This window comes from Mucilaginibacter celer (assembly GCF_003576455.2).
Classification (GTDB): domain Bacteria; phylum Bacteroidota; class Bacteroidia; order Sphingobacteriales; family Sphingobacteriaceae; genus Mucilaginibacter; species Mucilaginibacter celer.
Genome location: NZ_CP032869.1, coordinates 3,662,608 through 3,681,952 on the forward strand (window position 1 = coordinate 3,662,608; position 19,345 = coordinate 3,681,952).

4 protein-coding genes are annotated in these 19,345 nt (G+C 48.3%); all 4 read right to left on the minus strand.

Translation table 11 applies throughout. The features are described from left to right. Positions 1 to 102: 102 nt before the first annotated feature. Positions 103 to 8,598 carry an MBG domain-containing protein gene (locus HYN43_RS14700; protein ID WP_119410069.1) on the minus strand — a complete coding sequence of 2,832 codons (8,496 nt, stop codon included), beginning with the start codon at positions 8,596 to 8,598 and terminating at the stop codon, positions 103 to 105. A gap of 216 nt (positions 8,599 to 8,814) precedes the next feature. Beyond that, on the minus strand, positions 8,815 to 15,822 hold the full coding sequence (locus HYN43_RS14705) for an MBG domain-containing protein (RefSeq protein WP_119410070.1): 7,008 nt from the start codon (positions 15,820 to 15,822) through the stop codon (positions 8,815 to 8,817). Positions 15,823 to 16,098: 276 nt separating this feature from the next. Further along, positions 16,099 to 17,586: an arabinan endo-1,5-alpha-L-arabinosidase gene (locus HYN43_RS14710; RefSeq protein WP_205589776.1), complete on the minus strand. Its 1,488-nt coding sequence runs from the start codon at positions 17,584 to 17,586 to the stop codon at positions 16,099 to 16,101. 196 nt (positions 17,587 to 17,782) lie between these two features. Then, a complete protein-coding gene (locus HYN43_RS14715) occupies positions 17,783 to 19,339 on the minus strand; it encodes a RagB/SusD family nutrient uptake outer membrane protein (RefSeq protein ID WP_119410072.1) in 1,557 nt (518 codons plus the stop codon). Positions 19,340 to 19,345: the final 6 nt, after the last annotated feature.

Genomic DNA, 19,345 nt, shown 5'->3' on the forward strand with positions numbered 1-19,345 from the left:
CAAATAGCACAATTATGAAGCAGGCAACCCGGTCGCTGTTAAAATAAACAAGCCCGGACTACATTTTACGGTGCCAGGGCTCTGTTTATTTAAAACGCGTTATCAATTGGTGTTTTTAATGATCTTAAACTCCTTCACCTGGTTATCGGCAGTTACCCGAAGTACGTAAACACCATTCCGGAGCGAACTCAGGTTAAGCTGCAGGATGCCCTGCTGATTAACATACTGGTTGGTAAATACCAGTCGCCCGCCATTGGAGAGGCTGTTTACCTCAACTTTTACATTGGCTGCAGCTGCATCGCCAAGATTAAAGTTCACCATGGTTTGGAATGGGTTTGGATATGGTATGTTCTTTTTATCATTAAGCGCATTAAACTCCGCAAATGACGATGCAAATGATGCCATCGGTCTAATCACCAGCGTACGGTTTACATTGGCTGCCGGTGCATAAGTGGCATCGCCCGCCTGTACCGCTGCTATGCTCACACTACCCGCAGCTACAATATGCACCCTGTTGCTTACTATGGTTGCTATGGACGTGTTGTTACTGGTATACGTTACCGGCAGGCCTGAACTTGACGTAGCACCCGGATCAAAATCGGCATCGCCAACGTACCTTGCCGCAGGTTGTGTAAATGTTATGCTTTGCGATTGCTTGTAAGTTGCACCATCAAGCGTAGCCACGCCCTCGGTAGTGGTTACTTTTACATCGCCGGTTGCGCCTCCGCCTACTACGGCTGTAATTTTGCTTGCCGATACAATGGTGAACGAAGTTGCAGGTACACCGCCAAAACTTACCGCTGTAGCATGGCTAAGATTGGCACCGTTAATAGTAACCGTAGCCCCTGCCGAAATACTGGTTGGCGAGAACGATGATATCACCGGTAAAGTACCGTTGGTTACTGTCATAACGCCGCCTACATACCTGAAATCATAATTATCTGCCGCCGCTCCCGAGCCAATGATAAGGTACTGTCCCGGCAGCGAGTTAACCGTCGCCTTGGTAGTGATAACCGGCTGAGTGGTGACAACAGCACTGTTATCCCCGTTTTTAAAGCCGCTATAAGTACCGGTTAAAGCCGGGATAGCTTCGCCTATCGCTTTTGATTTGGCATCGGCAGTAAATACCGCCAGCGCTTTATTGATCGTGACTGCCTGCGTTACCGGGCTTATCGAAGCGTCATCCTGCGAGGCGGTGATATCGATTACACCTACTTTTTTGATGTGTACTTTATTACCGGCTACAATAGTTGCCACCGTGGTATCGCTGCTGGTGAATGTGATTGGCAGCGAGGTATTGGTACTGGTTGCTGTGATCAAAGTATCAGGCGCACCATAAGTAAACGGACCGGGTTGATTGAAGGTGATTTGCTGGGCCACTCTATCGGCAGATACAAACACACGGACAAGTCCTGCAGAACCAGCTGTATTGAAGCCAACCATTGCCGTGTTGCCATCAGCGCTGATGGCCAAAGCTGATGAATTAGTACCGGCTGCTGTTAAATTAATCTTTTTGCCCGCCGGACCTTCATAATATAAATAAGCGGCGGAAGGATTATTGGCATCAGAGGTCGGTCCTCCAAGCATTACATTTTTAGCATTGGCATTTGTAGCCACGCCTATAAGGCCACCATATATTCTTCCTATCGGAATCGCGTAAGAGGATTGTTCTGTCCAGGTGCCGTTAACTCTTTTAAAATCTGTGGCGGCTGTACCATAGTAGTACACTACATTAGGATAATCCACGTCACCATAGTCGTAGGAATAAAAGACATTAGCACCAATTATAGCATGATTTCCATCGGCAGATACGCCTACCGAAAAACCGCCATAGGCTCCGTAACTTCCTCCCCCCGAATACATTTCTCCACCCTGTTGAACCCATGTACCATTGCTATCACGTACATACACCCAAAACGAGCCATTCCATGAATCATTATTGGGGTTATCTCCGCCACCAGAGCTGTCACCGCTGATAAGCGTTTGCCCATCGGCACTTATAGCTACAGACGATCCTCCCCTTACCATGGTTACAAACTGCCATGTATTGCCAAACCTGTTATAAACACATGGGCCAAAAGCAGCGGTGTTACCATCGCCGCTTAGAGCAACCGAAGTATTTCGATAATTGAGCAAACCCACCAACTTATCGCCCTGTTGCTGCCAGGTACTGCCATTACGGGTAAAGATCCAGCCAGCCCCGGCATTGTTATTGTCGGCGGGGCCGCTAATGGCAACCGTATTACCATCGGCACTGATAGCAACACTTGTTCCCTGCTTTGCCGCACCTATACTGCCGGTACCTACCAGCTTATCGCCCTGCTGTTGCCAGGTATCTCCGGTGCGTACAAAAATCCAGGCCGCCCCTTGCCCGTTATTATCATCGGTGCCGCCAATCACGGCTGTATTGCCATCGGCACTCAGGGCTATCGCGCTTCCCTGTTTGGCCCGGCCAAGACTACCGTCACCTACCAATTGCGCCCCCTGTTGCACAGACGGGTGCGATGTAGCAGTTACGGTAAAGTTACCTGAAGCCGCGGTACTGCCGCTATCAGTACTAAGGGTTATCGGCCCGGCCACGGCATCGGGCAATACCATGCCTACAAGCTTGGTGCCCGTATTTGATATAACGGCCGCCTTTTTGCCACCAATTGTAAAATTAACAGGGGCAATAAGGTTGTTCCCCGTTATAGTTACCAAAGTACCTACAGGCCCTGCTTTAGGACTAAAGGATGATATTTGCGGCGGACCTGATGGTACCGCTATAACTGTTAATGTACCGGGAACGTAATTAAATGTATACTTTGCCGAGGCTGCCCCGTTTACCGTAATGGGATAAAAACCGGCTTGCGAAGAACCTGACGCGGAGGTGCTTATTGTTGGCTGCGTAGTTAAATTTTTAACGCTATCGCCGTTCACGAAGCCCTTATATTGGGCAGTAAGCAATACGCTTGCAAATCCTTGCTTTACTATTTTATTATCAACCGTTATGGTTAACGGAACTTTATTAACTGTAATTGATTGGGTAAGCGGTACGGCATCACTGTAAGTAGCGTTACCCGGCTGCGATGCTGTAATGGTTGATGTACCGCTGCTAACAATATGAAGTTTATTGCCGTTTACAATTTTCGCTACGGTTGTATCGCTGCTGCTAAAAATAACAGGGAGTGTTAAATTAGTGCTAACTGCGGCAAGTGTCGTATCAGCCGCACCATAATTTAAGGTTGATGGTATAGGTTTAAAAGAATCGATGATCTGTGATTGTTTTGCAGCATGTGCAAATGCCCAAACTCCACCTTTGCTATCAAAGGGCTTACCGGCACCTATAAACGTCGTGCTTCCGTCTGTACTTATGGCAATTGCATCGCCCTGGTAGTTTTCGCCTATGTTTGAACCTCCAACCAGTCTGCCGCCGCTTTGCTGCCAGGTATTCCCTGTTCGGGTAAACGTCCATGTACCACCATTACCCGGGTAAACGCCTCTGGAACCAATTACAGCGGTGTTGCCATCGCCACTCAACGCGGTTATCGAAGCTTGCGCGGTTGCCGGAAATCCGTCTGTACCAACCAATTTATTACCTTGCTGTATCCAGTTGGTGCCATTGCGTACAAATACCCATGTGGCACCGTTTCCATTATTATCACCATACCCTCCGCTTAAAATGGTCGTTCCGTCGGCATTAACAGAAACCGCGCCTTGTTTCGAAGCGCCAACGTAGCCGGTACCTGTTAATTTGGGGCCTTGCTGTGTCCAGTTGGTACCTGTCCGGGTATAAACCCAGGCAGCTCCAACACTATTAAAATCGCCATTACCACCAACAATGGCTGTTCTGCCATCAGCGCTTAAGGCTACAGAACTTCCCTGCGCCGATCTCCCAATATTATCATTACTAATAAGTTTAGAACCCTGCTGCATCCAAACACCGCTTTGGCGAATAAACACCCAGGTCGCACCAATGCCATTATTATCGCCGGGGCCTCCGGCAATAATTGTATTACCATCGGCGCTGATAGCCATAGCACTTCCAATAGTAGCCGGGCCAACCGCACCTTTACCTACAAGTTTAGGTCCTTGCTGCGCCCAGGTGTTACCCGTGCGCGTAAATACCCATAACGCTCCTAATCCGCTTTGATCGCCGGGAAAACTCCAAACGGCTGTATTGCCATCGGCACTCAACACCACAACGGGCGCTGGCTGGGCGCTACCTGCATAATCGGCACCTATCAAACGGTTGCTTTGTAGCGTGTACGTATTTCCGCTACGGGTGTAAACATATGCTCCCTGGTACCCTGTACTGACAATGATCGTATTGCCATCGGCACTGGAAGCTATCGAGCTTCCAAAACCCGATAGAGAAGCTGCTGTAATTTTTGCTCCGAGCTGAGCATTAGGAGCACCGCTGCCGGGGGTTACCGTAAATGTACCGGTTGCCGTAGCCGAACCTGCCAGCGTGTTTACAGAAACAGCTCCGCTTGCCATACCAGGATATATCATTCCTATCACCTGTGTACTGGTAGCAGATACTACTATACCGTTGAAGCCACCTACCTTAAACGAAGAAGCAAAATCAAGATTAGTGCCGGTGATGGTAACCAGGGTGCCAACCGGCCCTGATGCGGGGCTAAAGCTGGTAATGGTTGGCGGTGCCGACGCGCCGAGTGATAAATACCCCTGCACGTAACTGATCTCATAATTTCGGGCAACCGCGCCGCTTGCAGTTATTGGGTAACTACCGGCAGGTGATGAAGTAGTAGCCGTAGTACTTAAAAGCGGCAAAGTTGTTAAAGCACTTGTAGTTTCGCCGTTTATAAAGCCTGTGTAACCGGCTGTAAATGCCGGGAATGGATGGGTGCTGATGCCCTTTTTACTATCTGCCGCAATAGTAAGTGGTAATTTATTAACCGTTAAAGTACGGCTAACCGGCTGGGCAGGATAGTGGGTATCATCACCCGCCTGTGAGGCCGTTATAATAGCCGTACCTGCGTTTTTTATACGAATTTGACTACCTGGTATGATTATAGCCACGGTAGTATCGCTACTTGTTAACACAACCGGGGTATTGTTGTATGAACTGTATACAACCGGTGCAAGATCAAGCGCCCCATAATTAACATTGTTTAAACTATTAAAAGTAATTGTTGGTTGCGGCAGCGGAGCAGTTATGGTAAGCACCCCTGCAACATAAGTAATATCATAATTTTTAGTATCAGCCCCCGAAGGCGTTATTGGATATTTACCTGCCGGCGATGAGCTTGTGGCCGTAGTAGTTAGTACCGGTTGGGTAATTAAGTTGGCAGCCGTTTCGCCGTTTACAAAACCATAATAGGATGCCGTAAACGAGGGCAGCGGCGCGGATAACGGGATAGTTGTGCTGTTGCCATATATTGTTAAAGGTGCCTTATTTACGGTAAAGCTGCGCGGGTAACTTGCCGGCGCGTAAGTAGGGTTACCGCTTTGTAAAGCCCTGATTATACACGTACCAGGGCCAACAATGTGAATATAACCGCTTAAAATAACAGCCACAGAGGGATCGCTACTGGTATAGGTGATTGGAATAGTATTATTAGTACTTGTTGCAACAGGGTAAATATCGCCGTTGCCATAAGTTACCGTACGCAACGGATCAAACGTTATAGTTTGCGGCGTGGTACCATTGGGCTGGGTAATTGTAAGCGTACCTTGCGTATATGTAATATTATAATTTTTTGCAACGGCCCCGCTTACTATTATCGGGTAACTTCCTACCGGCGATGAACTGGTGGCCGTAGTGCTTAACACCGGCTGGGTGGTTAAAATTGCAGATGTTTCATTTTTTACAAAGCCGGTATAAGTTACCGTAAGCGCAGGCAGCGGCTTTGAAACTTCTACTGTTTTGTTATCAGCCTTTATAGTTAACGGTACTTTATTAACCGTAAATGCCCGTATAACTGGCGCGGCCGGGCTATGATTGGCATCACCGCTTTGCGTGGCGGTTATATTGGTAGTGCCCGCTCCTACTATATGGATTTGGTTATTTACAATAGTAGCTACTGTTAAATCGCTGCTGCTGTATGTAATAGGAATAGTGTTATTGGTACTGGTTGCTCCGGGAGCTATATCACCGTCTCCGTAACTTGCAGCGCTGAGTGGATTAAAGGTGATGGTTTGGGGAGTGCCTGCGGGAGTTACCGTCAACGTGCCTTGTGTGTAGGTGATATTATAATTTTTAGCAGCCGCGCCTCCGGCTGTTATAGGATAAGTACCTACAGGTGATGAGCTGGTAGCTGTAGTGCTTAACACCGGCTGGGTGGTTAAAATTGCAGATGTTTCGCCATTTACAAAACCGGTATATGTTGCTGTAAGCGCAGGCAGCGGGGTTGAAACCTGCATCGTTTTATCATCGGCCTTTATATTTAATGATACTTTATTAACCGTAAGGCTTTGCACAACAGGATCGGCGGGTCTATAGGTAGTATTACCGGCCTGTTTTGCAGTTATATTGGTTGTGCCGGTGCCTACTATATGTATTTTATTATTTACGATGGTAGCCACCGTTACATCGCTGCTGCTGTAAGTAATTGGAATAGCATTGTTGCTACTGGTTGCTCCGGGGGCTATATCGCCGGCTCCGTAACTTGCCGCGTTGATTGGATTAAAGGTGATTGTTTGCTGGGCCAATACCGGAGTGATGGTTAATGTTCCGGAATAATATGTTATAGTATAATTTCTTGCAGATGCGCCGCTCGCGGTAATTGGGTAGGTGCCCTGCGGTGATGATGACGTAGCCGTTGAACTTAGCACAGGTTGTGCAAAAAGATTAGCTGCTGTTTCGCCATTTACAAACCCGGTATAGATTGCAGTAAGTGACGGCAAGGGCTGCCCGGTTTCGATTGTTTTATTTTCGGCCCTTATACTTAGCTGAACAGGCGTTACCGTAAAGCTACGGGGTACCGGTTTCGCCGGATCAAACATTGCATTGCCGCTTTGCATAGCCCTGATAATAGTAGTACCTGCCCCTTTTATGTGAATTTTGTTATTCAATATTACTGCTACCGCAGTATCGCTACTGGTGTAGGTAATTGGAATTGAGCTATTTGTACTAACCGCTACAGGCGTTATATCTGCAGTACCATAAGGCACAGTTCTTAACGGGCTAAAAGTAATGGTTTGAACGGGTCCTACCTTAAATGCCCATGCTGCTCCGGCACCTGCATTATCAAGTGGGCCACCAGCCAAAGCAGTTGAACCATCTGCACTTAGCGTTATTGCTGACCCAATATTAGCAACTCCTGTGTTACCAGCACCGGTTAATTTAGCCCCCTGCTGTACCCACGATGTATTTCCGCCGCGAAAGTAAACCCATACGGCACCCTGACCGCTATTATCTAACGGACCGCTTGCTATAATTGTATTGCCATCTCCACTCATACCCACAGAAATGGCTTTTTTAATATTACCTACAGCACCCGTAGGTAAAAGCGTAGTATATGAACTCGTCCACGCACCCTTAGTACGGCTATAAACGGTGACGTTTCCACCACCGATAACAGCGGTGTTACCATCACCGCTTAATGCCAGCGAAGTACCAAAAATATCAATACCGGACTGATAGAGCTGGCTCTGTTCAAGCCATGAACCTCCGTTTAAAATATAAACCCATACGCCACCCGCGTTGCTGTTATTATTAGGTGCACCTATTAAAAGTGTCTTTCCATCTGCGCTGATCGCTACTGCGTCTCCACCTCTTCCGCCCTGAACCTCACCGGAGCCAACCAGTTTATTTCCCATTTGCGTCCAATTACCTACAGATCTGGTAAAGACGAATGCTGCACCTTTACTGCCATCATTTCCCGCTCCTACTACAGCTGTATTACCATCAGCGCTTAATGCAACCGCAGTACCAAACTGCGAGGCTCCCGCACCACCCGTGCCAACAAGTTTGGCGCCTTGCTGTGTCCAAACATTGCCGCTGCGGGTAAACACCCACGCCGCACCGCGGTTGCCGTTATCAATTGGTCCGCCTTCAATAATTGTATTTCCATCGGCACTGATAGCTACCGATCTTCCGTGGTTAACTGCACCTAAACCTCCGGATCCTACCAGCTTTGGCCCTTGCTGAGTCCAGGTATCTCCATTGCGTACAAATACCCAGATAGCACCTACCGTATTGTTGTTGGCAAGTTTGTTATCTGCCATACCACCAACTACGGCGGTTTTACCATCGGCACTCATCGCTATCGAATTACCAAACGATGCTGGTCCGGTATTTCCGGTTCCTGTAAATTTATTGCCCTGCTGTGCACTGGGAAAAGTTGAACTCAAAACGCTGAATGTTCCTACCGAAGTGCTCCCTTCTGCATTACCAACAGTTACGGGGCCTGATACGGCCCCCCGCATTACCATACCCACCAGTTGGGTACCATTGTTTGATATAGTTATAGCAGCAACCCCGCCTATGGTAAAAGAGGTAAGCCCGCTTAAATTTGTGCCTGTTATAGTTACTAAACTACCTACCGCTCCCGACTGCGGTGTAAATGAAGAGATACCCGGTATAGCAGCAAACAGACGCTGCCCGGCGATTAAAAAAAATATAAGTAATGGTGAAAATTTAAACTTCATGGTGATATGGTTTGTGGTTGCTTTTGGTTGCCGATACCTGGCTTAAGTAGCACATTGGGTTTTACTTAAGCTTGTAAGTGCCGGTGTTGTTATATTTTATTGTATATTTTTCTTTAAAACAGTCGTATGATCCTGCTGATATTCCCGGAATTAGCGGAAATAAAACCCCGCGGATTTATTAGGAATCCACGGAGTTTTTTTATCCCGATGTTTTATTTAGTTAGTATTCTTCACAATTTTAAACTCCTTCACCTGGTTATCAGCAGTTATCCTGAGCACATAAACCCCGTTACGGAGCGAGCCCAGGTTAAGTTGCAAAACACCTTGCTTGTTAACATACTGATTGCTAAATGTTAATGTACCTCCGTTTGACAGGTTGTTTACCTCAACTTTAACATTACTTACCGCCACATCACCAAGATTAAAGTTTACCATAGTTTGGAATGGATTTGGATATGGTATATTCTTTTTATCATTAAGCGCATTAAACTCAGCAAATGATGACGCGAACGATGCCATTGGCCTGATCACCAGCGTACGGTAAACATTTGCCGCCGGCGCATAAGTAGCGTCGCCTGCCTGTGCAGCCCCTATGCTTACACTGCCCTGGGCAACAATATGTACTTTGTTGTTCACGATGGTGGCAATAGCCGTATTATTGCTTGTGTAGCTTACCGGCAAGCCCGAGCTTGAGGTTGCACCCGGGTCAAAATCGGCATCGCCCACATACCTGGCAGTTGGCTGGGCAAAGGTAATGGTTTGCGATTGTTTAAAGGTTGCACCTTCCAGCGTAGCCACCCCTTCGGTGGTGGTTACTTTTACATCGCCTGTAGCACCGTTAGCTACAATGGCTGTGATCCGGCTTGATGATACAATGGTGAATGACGTTGCCGGAACGCCTCCAAAGCTTACTGCGGTGGCGTGATCAAAATTAGCACCGTTGATGGTGATGGTTGCCCCTGCCGAAATATCTTTTGGCGTGAACGACGAGATAACCGGAAGTGTACCGTTGGTTACCGTCATCACACCGCCTACGTACCTGAAATCGTAATTGGCCGCAGCTGCGCCCGAGCCAATAATTAGGTACTGCCCCGGCAACGAGTTTACCGTGGCCTTGGTGGTTATAACCGGCTGAGTAGTAACTACCGAACTGTTGTCCCCATTTTTAAATCCGCTGTAAATACCAGTCAACTCCGGGATAGGCTCGCCTATTGCTTTTGATTTGGCATCAGCAGTAAATACGGCAAGCGCTTTCTTAATAGTAACTGCCTGCGTAACCGGGGTGATGGAAGCATCATCCTGCGAGGCCGTAATGTTGGTTACGCCAGCTTTTAAAATATGTACTTTATTACCCGCCACAATGGTTGCCACCGTGGTATCGCTACTGGTAAACATAATTGGCAGCGAGCTATTGGTGCTGGTAGCGGAAATCAAGGTATCAGGCGCGCCGTAAGTGAACGGACCCGGTTGGTTAAACGTAATTAACTGTGAATTTTTTTCGGCCGATACAAAGGCGCGAATCAAGCCGGTTGGTCCTTCGTAACCAAAACCGAGTATCGCAGTGCTTCCATCTGCACTTAAAGCCATTGATGTGGCAGTTGTATTATTTGCCACCAGTTCAAATTGAGTGGAGCCGTTTACAACCTGTACCGATTGTGGTGCCGTTGAATTTTCAACAGCGCCTGCCACCAAAAAGGTTTTGGCATCGGCGCTGGGTGCTGCGCCAATAAGATTTGTTAAATAGGTATGATTAAAGAAAGTATAATTTTTGGCTTGCTGAAGCCAATCGCCGTTTACCAGTTTATAATCTGTTACTATACTTGTATAATCGGCGGGGTAGCCATTTTCCGGTTCATTAGGATAATAATCATACGATCCAACAAATGTTTCGGTACCATCGGCATTAATAGATACGGAAAAACCCTGGGCACCTCCCTGAACTGTACCGATTAACTTACGCTGTTGTTGCCAATAGTTCCCTACGCGTTTAAAAATCCACACAGCACCTACGCCGCCGTTATCTGCAGGGCCGCCGGCAAGCAATGTGTTGCCATCTGCACTTATTGCTACCGATCTGCCTACTCCGGGTTGTAATATATTGTCGGTTACAACTACTTTGTTAATTTGCTGCCATACTCCGGATACCCTCCTGAAGGTCCATACAGCGCCGAGGTTATTATTATCACCAGCTGCTCCCAACACTACCGTATTCCCATCAGCGCTTAACGCAATCGACTGGCCCTGGCGGGATTCACCGATGTTTCCGGTTCCTGCCAGCTTATCGCCCTGCTGTTGCCAGGTATTGCCAACGCGTACAAACACCCAGGCAGCCCCTACATTGCCATTATCAGCCGGGCCACCAACTACCGCCGTATTTCCATCGGCACTGATGGCCACCGCCGAGCCCTGGTTAACCTGGCCTGAGCCACCTGTCCCCACTAATTTGCTGCCCTGTTGTTGCCAAACAGCACCACTGCGCACAAATATCCATGCCGCTCCTTGTCCGCCGTTATCATCCCGGGCACCAACCAGCGCTGTATTACCATCAGCACTAAGCGCAACCGCATAACCTTGTGTAGCGGCACCGATATTCCCCGTTCCGGTTAACGCGCCGCCTTGTTGAATGCTTGGATATGAGGTAGCTTTAACAATAAAGTTGACTGGAGTAGATGTGCTACCCGAATCGGTGCTTAAAGATACCGGGCCATTTACCGCACCCGGCATTACCATACCAACCAGTTTTGAGCCTGTATTAGAGATCACAATGGCAGGTTTACCGCCTATAGTAAAAGCAGCCGGAGCATACAGGTTACTGCCTGTTATTGTAACCAATGTACCAACAGCACCGGTTTTAGGGCTGAATGATGCTATTTGCGGCGGCCCCTGCTTTGGTATCACAGTTAAAGTACCCGGCTTGTAAGTAAACGTATAGCTTGCCGAAACAGCTCCGCTTGCGGTGATCGGGTAATCGCCGGGTGCAGATGTACCTGTTGCCGTAGTGCTGAATACCGGCTGCTTGGTGAAGCTTGATGTGCTGTCGCCATTTACAAAGCCCTGGTAAGTTCCGGTAAGATTTAAAGTACTGAAACCTTCGCTTACCGTTTTATTGGTGGCAAATACGGTTAACGGTATTTTGTTTATAGTTAATACCTGCGATACAGGTACAGCATCGCTAAATTTGGAATCACCCGGTTGTGTTGCCGTGATGGTAACTGTGCCGCCTTTACGCGGATGAATCTTTCCGTTACCTGCGATAACGGCTATGGTTGAATCACTGCTGGTTAACGTGATGGGGAGTGTTGTGTTGGTGCTTTGATATACCGGGGTTACAAACTGTGTTCCGTAATCTACAGCTGCCAACGGAGCGAAATCAATGGATTGCGATTGTTTGGCTGCCGGGATAAATGCCCATACGGCACCCTGGTTGTTATTATCATTTGGGCCCGCTGCATAAATGGTACGCCCGTTGGCTGCTATAGCCACTGCTGCTCCCTGGCGTGCCCCGTTGGTACTGTTTGAGCCTATCCGTTCGGCCTGGTGCTGGCCAAAGGTGTTGCCGCTGCGGGTAAATACCCAGGTGGCACCCCGGCTTGTGCTGCTCCCCGTGCCGCCTATTACCGCTGTTAAGCCATCGGCACTTATAGCTACCGACGAACCCTGGAAATCCTGGGTTACGCCACCCGAACCTACTAATTTGCTCCCTAATTGCGACCATGTTGTGCCCGTACGGGTAAATACCCAGGTAGCGCCCTGGTAATTGGCATCGCCATAGCCGCCGCTTAATATCGTATTACCATCGGCACTGATGGCTACATTGCCCTGGTAGGTTGTGCTACCGCTTCTGTCGGCGCCCAGCAGTTTTGAACCCTGCTGTGCCCATGTTGTGCCCGTGCGGATAAATACCCAGGCTGCGCCCATGCCGTTAAAATCATTAGGGCCACCAACTACTGCGGTATTACCATTGGCGCTTATAGCTACATGAAGGCCCTGCCCGGCTGTAACATAAGCGTCGTTACCGGTTAGTTTATTTCCCTGCTGACTCCAAACGCCGTTTTGACGAATGAATACCCAGGTGGCACCAACGCCATTATTATCGTTAAAGCCGCCAATTAAAGCCGTATTACCATCGGCACTTAAGGCTACCGAGGCACCCATCTGGGCCGGGCCTACACTGCCTGCACCTACCAGTTTGGTACCCTGCTGGCTCCAGGTGCTGCCAGTACGGGTAAAGATCCAGGCTGCACCTACATTGGCACTATCGCCCGGGCCGCCTACGATGATCGTATTGCCATCGGCACTTACCGCTACCGAACGGCCCTGCATCAGCTGGTTAGGCCCTGTAGCTCCGGTACCTATAAGTTTACCCCCCTGCTGGCTCCAGGTGGTGCCGCTGCGGGTAAAGATCCAGGTAGCGCCCATGCCATTGTTATCGTACGAGCCGCCTACAACAAGGGTGTTACCATCTGAACTTGCAGCGATACTTGAACCTTGTAATGCCGGGCCCGAATTACCGGTACCTACCAGTTTATTGCCCTGTTGCGCATTTGGCACCAGGTTGGCTGCTACCGTAAACGTGGTGCTGGATGTAGCTGCACCGGCCAATGTATTTACCGTTACCGTTCCGTTAACCGTACCCGGCATCACCATTCCCACAACCCGTGTGCTGGTAGCGGATACAATAACTCCGTTAATACCTCCTACTTTAAATGACGAAGCATAATCAAGATTGGTTCCGTTTATGGTGATCAGGCCGCCTATCGGGGTCGATGCCGGGGTTACTGATGATATGGTTGGAGGAGATGATGAGGTAAGCGTTAAGATTCCCTGCACATAATTATTGATCAGGTAGTTCCGGGCTACTGCCCCGCTCATGGTTATGGGATACGTGCCTACCGGCGATGAGGTAGTGGCTGTAGTGGTAAATGTTGGCTGCGTTGTGAAAACACTGTTGGTTTCTCCGTTTACAAAGCCTGTGTAAGTGGCTGTAAATACCGGCAGCGGGTGGGTACTGATCCCTTTTTTATTATCGGCCGTTGCGGTGAGCACCACTTTGCTTACTACAAAAGGGCGGGTTACCGGCGTGGCGGGCGAATGTGTCGCGTCGCCGGCTTGTGATGCCGTTATATTGGTAGTGCCCGCTCCTATAATATGGATCTTATTATTAACGATGGTGGCTACAGTGGTATCGCTGCTGCTGTAGGTGATTGGGTTATTGGGATTGGTGCTCGTTGCTCCCGGCGCAATATCCGGCTTGCCGTAATCAGCACCGTTTATTGAGTTAAAAGTGATGGTTTGCGTTGAGGTTGGTTCGGTAATTGTTAACTGCCCGGGATTATAGGTAATGGCATAATTTTTTGCAACGGCCCCGCTTGCCGTAATGGGATATGTACCTACGGGCGATGATGAATTGCCTGTTGTACTTATTGTGGGTTGCGTTGTAAGCACAGTTGTAGTTTCCCCGTTTACAAAACCCGTAAAAGTTGCTGTGAGTGCCGGGATTGGTTGGCCCTGTTCAACTGTTTTATTATCTGGCCGGATAGTTAGCGGGGCAGCATCTACAGTAAAACCGCGGGGATACGGAGTGGCCGCGGCGTAAGTAAAATCACCATCCTGAAAGGCCCTTATAACCGTTGTACCAACTGCTTTAATATGAATTTTGTTATTTAATATAACTGCTACTGTAGTATCGCTGCTGGTAAATGTAATAGGAATACTGCTGTTGGTGCTGGTTGCAACGGGCGTAATATCGGCAGCACCATAGGTTGCATTGCGGAGGGGACTGAATGTTATTGTTTGAGGGATGCCAACTTTAAATGGCCAAACAGCACCAATGTCCGAATTATCGCCCCCACCTGTGGATACTATGGTGGAACCATCAGCACTCAGTGCAGAATTGGTACCAAGTCCTGAGTTACCTACGCCTCCTGTTCCGGTTAGTTTACCTCCTTTTATCGCCCAGGTTGTTCCGCTACGGGTGTAAACCCAGATAGCGCCTTTACGGGAGTCATCAAAAGGACCACCTATAACGGCCGAATTACCATCGGCACTTAAACCAACAGACTCACCGGCGCTCGATTTACCAACCATAAAAGGAGGCACTATCTGGGACTGGCTTAGCCAATTATTTCCGTTACGAGCGTAAACCAAAGCATTACCGATACCATTATTATAACCCGGAACGCCTAAAATAGCAGTGCTGCCATCGGCGCTTAAAGCCACTGATACGGCACCTGATAAACGGGCAGCCTGTGTCCATACACCATTGTTTAATATAAAAATCCATGAACTGCTACCTCCGGTTAAGGCAACACGCCCGTCTGCACTTATTGCCAAAACACTACCTTGACGTGACCCAGCCGCGCCGCCTGTACCAAACAGCTTATTTCCCTGCTGTGTCCATGAGCCACCACTACGGGTAAAAACCCATGTTGCACCGTTTTGACCATTATCATTAGAGCCTCCAAGCAGAGCGGTATTTCCATCGGCGCTTATTGCTACCGCAGTACCAACCTGCGAGGCTCCGGTGCCTCCGGTAGCTACAAGTTTAGCTCCCTGTTGGGTCCATACACCACCGCTACGGGTAAAAACCCAGGCCGCGCCGCGGTTACCGTTATCTATCGGGCCGCCTTCAATTATCGTATTTCCATCGGCACTTATCGCAACAGACCATCCCTGGTTAATGCCACCCAAGCCACCCGTACCAACCAGTTTACCGCCCTGTTGTGTCCAGGTATCGCCATTACGCACAAATACCCAGATTGCACCAACACCATAATTATTAGGAAGCTTATTATCATTAAAACCACCCACAACCGCGGTGGTACCATCAGCACTTATAGCTATTGAACAACCAAAAGCTACAAAATCTGTTGCTCCGTTGCGTACAAACTTATTATTTTGCTGCGTAGTAGGTACTGGTGTAGCCACGATTGTAAAACTGCCCGCACCTGTTGCACTGCCGCCCGCCGTAGTGATAGATACATTGCCCGTTGTTGCACCCGGCATTACCATCCCTACTAACTGCGTACCTGTATTTGATATCACAATGGCCGGTACACCGCCAATAGTAAATGCCGTTGGAGAATTTAAGTCGCTGCCTGTTACAGTTACCAATGTGCCCACAGGGCCTGATGCCGGATTAAATGAGGAAATAACCGGTGCTGCCAGCAATTTTGCACCTATTAACATAGGCCAAATAAGCAAGAGTAAAAGTTTACACTTCATCGTGATATGGTTTAAAGTAAATGCCTCTCAGATCGCACTACAAGCCCGGGGTACTGGGATGTTTTGGCGGCGACCAGGTAAATAACGGATCTCTAATAAGATTTATGTTATAAAGCTACCAAAAAAAAACAATTTAAACCGTTATCATTCAGTAAGTTTTTTATTACATTTTCGTTAACGAACATTTTTTTATCCATTATTAAAAAAGTTTCAATCAAGAAAACAAAAAAGCCCCCGGAATACTCCGAAGGGCTCACCAACCTATATAAAAATAACCTATTGTTTTCGTTTCCCCCAAATGGCGGTGCCGTGGTTATCCAACCCGGTAAATATCAGGGTTGAGGTAACTTTGTTTTCCCAATCGCGCTCGCGTTCAACTTTTAACTTATAAGTATCGCCACTGCCATATTTCAGTTCGAGCCATGGCGAGGTGAATGTCCATTTATCTGCAGCATTGCCATCAATAGTACCCCCAGCATCCAGTTTAAATGCTGTTGAAACCTGGAAATCCGGATTACTTTGCTCGGTGGCATATCCCGGCACCACATGATAGTTAAGGGTGATTTTTTCGTAATTACCCGCTATATCTGCACTTGTGATAGCCGTTTGTGCTACGTTAGCATAACGCTCGGGCGATACGATTGGCCAGCCATCGGGTGTCCACGAAATCTTGCGTACGTGCAGATCCATAAAATAGGAGTTCACACCGGGCCTGCCCTGATGGGCCATATAATATTGCCCGCTGCCATCATCAAACACCGCGCAATGCGCTGTACCCTGCCAGCCGCTTTGATTGGTAAACTGGTATGGTGCCAGGATCATCGGGCCATGATCTTCGTCGGTATTGATATCATGTCCGTTATAATCATAAAACGGCCCGGTTGGGCTATCGCCGCGCCCTACCCTTACGTTGTACTTGGTTTGCAGCCAATCATAACTGATAAACAGAAAATATTTTTTCAGATCGGGATTGTAAATCACCTCGGCACCTTCAATGTTGCCATTGTATTTGCCGCCTGTAAAACCACGGTTGGCAATGCGTTTGCCTTTATCGCCGGGCGAGGCAGCCAAACCTGTTGATGGATCAAGCTTCAGGATATAAATACCATCCCAGGCCGAGCCATAATACATGTATTGTTCGCCTGCCGATGTGGTGACCACCGTTGGGTCAATAGCATTGGTTTGGATGCTGGCATCGTTAGCCGAGGTTACCACCAAACCTTTTTCCGTCCAGGGTCCATCCGGTGCGGATGCCGTTGCCATGCCGATAACGCTTAACCTTGCCACGGCCGATGAAAGCGAATAGTACAGTCTATACTCATTGCCCACTTTCATTACATAAGGAGCCCATAAGGCATTGTACGGCGTACCGCCTTTGCCTTTTATATAATCAGAGCCTTGTGTAGGTAATGATGAAAATACCCAGCCCACATACTCCCACTGCACCAGATCTTTTGAGCGGCGAATCTGTAGGCCCGGCCTTACATCGGTGCCAAAAGCCACATCTGTACTATAGCAGTAGTAGTAGCTGCCAAACTTTTTGATAGATGGATCGTGCACATTGTACACCGTCCATTTAGGATAAAACGTAACTGCGGAGATATCGGCATAGGTATCGGTTATACTGTTGATATCAAACGTGGTGGTTACCGGTGTTGTTGTGGTATCGGTTTTGGTTGGCGCAGGCGTTGGTGTTTCCTTTTTTGAGCAGGAGAACAGCACTGTTGCCAGGATGATTATTATGTATAGGTATATATTTTTCATCACTTTCATCATTTTTCACGAGATTATTTAAAAGCGGAGGGTAGTGCGATTCCCCTCTTGAGAGGGGTGGAGGGGTGTGTTGCTGCTTTGATAATCGCTCGAATAACACACCCCTGCTTTCGCTCAGTCCCACCGCGCCCCCTCTCAAGAGGGGAACTCAAAAAGCCCTCCCCTTCAGGGGAGGGTTGGGTGGGGTTTAATACCCCGTATTCTGCACCAAACCAACATTAGTTTGCACCTCGGTAAGCGGTATCGGCAAATATTCTTTACCCGGTGTATAAGTATTAAACTCCGGATCGCGTGCTTTTAACCAGGCCAGCTTGGTGGCATCCTGTAACCAGCCCCAACGGCGGATATCGTCAAAGCGGTGCCCTTCTAAACTAAACTCAAGGAAGCGCTCGTGGCCAATTTGTTCACGCATTTCGGCTTGCGACATGCCAGGTTTAACGGTGGCCAGGTTTGGTAAGCTAACCCGGCTGCGCACCTGCTGAATATATGGGTAGGCCGCATTAGTCTGGCTTAATTCGTTCAAACACTCTGCATACATCAGCAGCACATCGGCATAACGCATCAGGCGCTCGTTGATGCCTGAACGCCAGTCGTATTCATCGGCCTGGCCGCTATCGCCATTTTCATATTTATGACAAAACAAGGCGTTTAGTGATGAACTTCCTGCATAGCGGGTGGCAAAATCCTGGTTGTACAGTTTTTCGCCGGGTTTGTTATAGTACATGGTTACATCCAAACGGGGGTCGATGGCGCCGCTGGTTGTCTTCTCCTGCAGATACTCGTTGTATAATGCGGGTGTTGGCTGCACATCGGTAAAGCCAAAACTTGCCGCGCCAAAAGTGATGGCACGGGCAGAGGTACGCCCCCATCCGGATGACGGATCGCCACCCCAGCCCAGATCTGTACCGCCGGCATCCCGCGAAAACTGAACCTCGAAAATTGATTCGGCATTGTTCTCGTTATTGGCAAAAAAGTTATCGTAATAATTAGGTACCAAACTGTAAATACCCATATCAATTACCGATTTAAACTCGGCAGCAGCCTCGGCATATTTTTTTGTGAACAGGTAAGTTTTACCTAAAAAAGCGGCGGCGGCACCTTTGGTAGCCCTGCCGGTTTGCCCGTCGGGTGATAAGCCTGTGTAAGTTGCAGGCAGCATCCCTTCGGCAGCTTTAAAATCGCTGATTACCTGTGCCCAAACTACATCCTGGGGCTGTTGTTTCTGGAAATAATCGGCACTTGAACCAGCTGGCACTAAGGGCATCGGCACGTTTTTATAAAAATCGGCCAGGTGGAAGTAGTACAATCCGCGTAAAAAATAAGCCTGACCTAATACACGTTTTTTCAGTTCGGCATCCATATTGATATCGGGTACATATTTCAGCACCTCATTGGCGCGTAAAATACCTTGATAGTAGGCTGTCCATGAAAACAGTACGCCATCACCGGTGCTTTGCATATTGAATTTGCCCATGTTGTAAATCTGATCCCAGGGGCTGTAGCTGGTGGCATCGTCGCCCCGGGTATTCTCTACAATTGGCGAGAAGCGCATGTACGAACCATCAATAATTAAACTTCCGTACACGGCATTGATCCCTTTTACCGCGTCGCTGGCATTTTGCCAGAAGGTTTGGGTGGTTTGGGCGTTGGGGTTAACCGTGGTGAGGTCGCCTTTTTTACAGCCCATGGCAAATGCCGCTACCAACAATAGCGTGAATACTGCCTTTATATATATCGTTTTCATTATAAA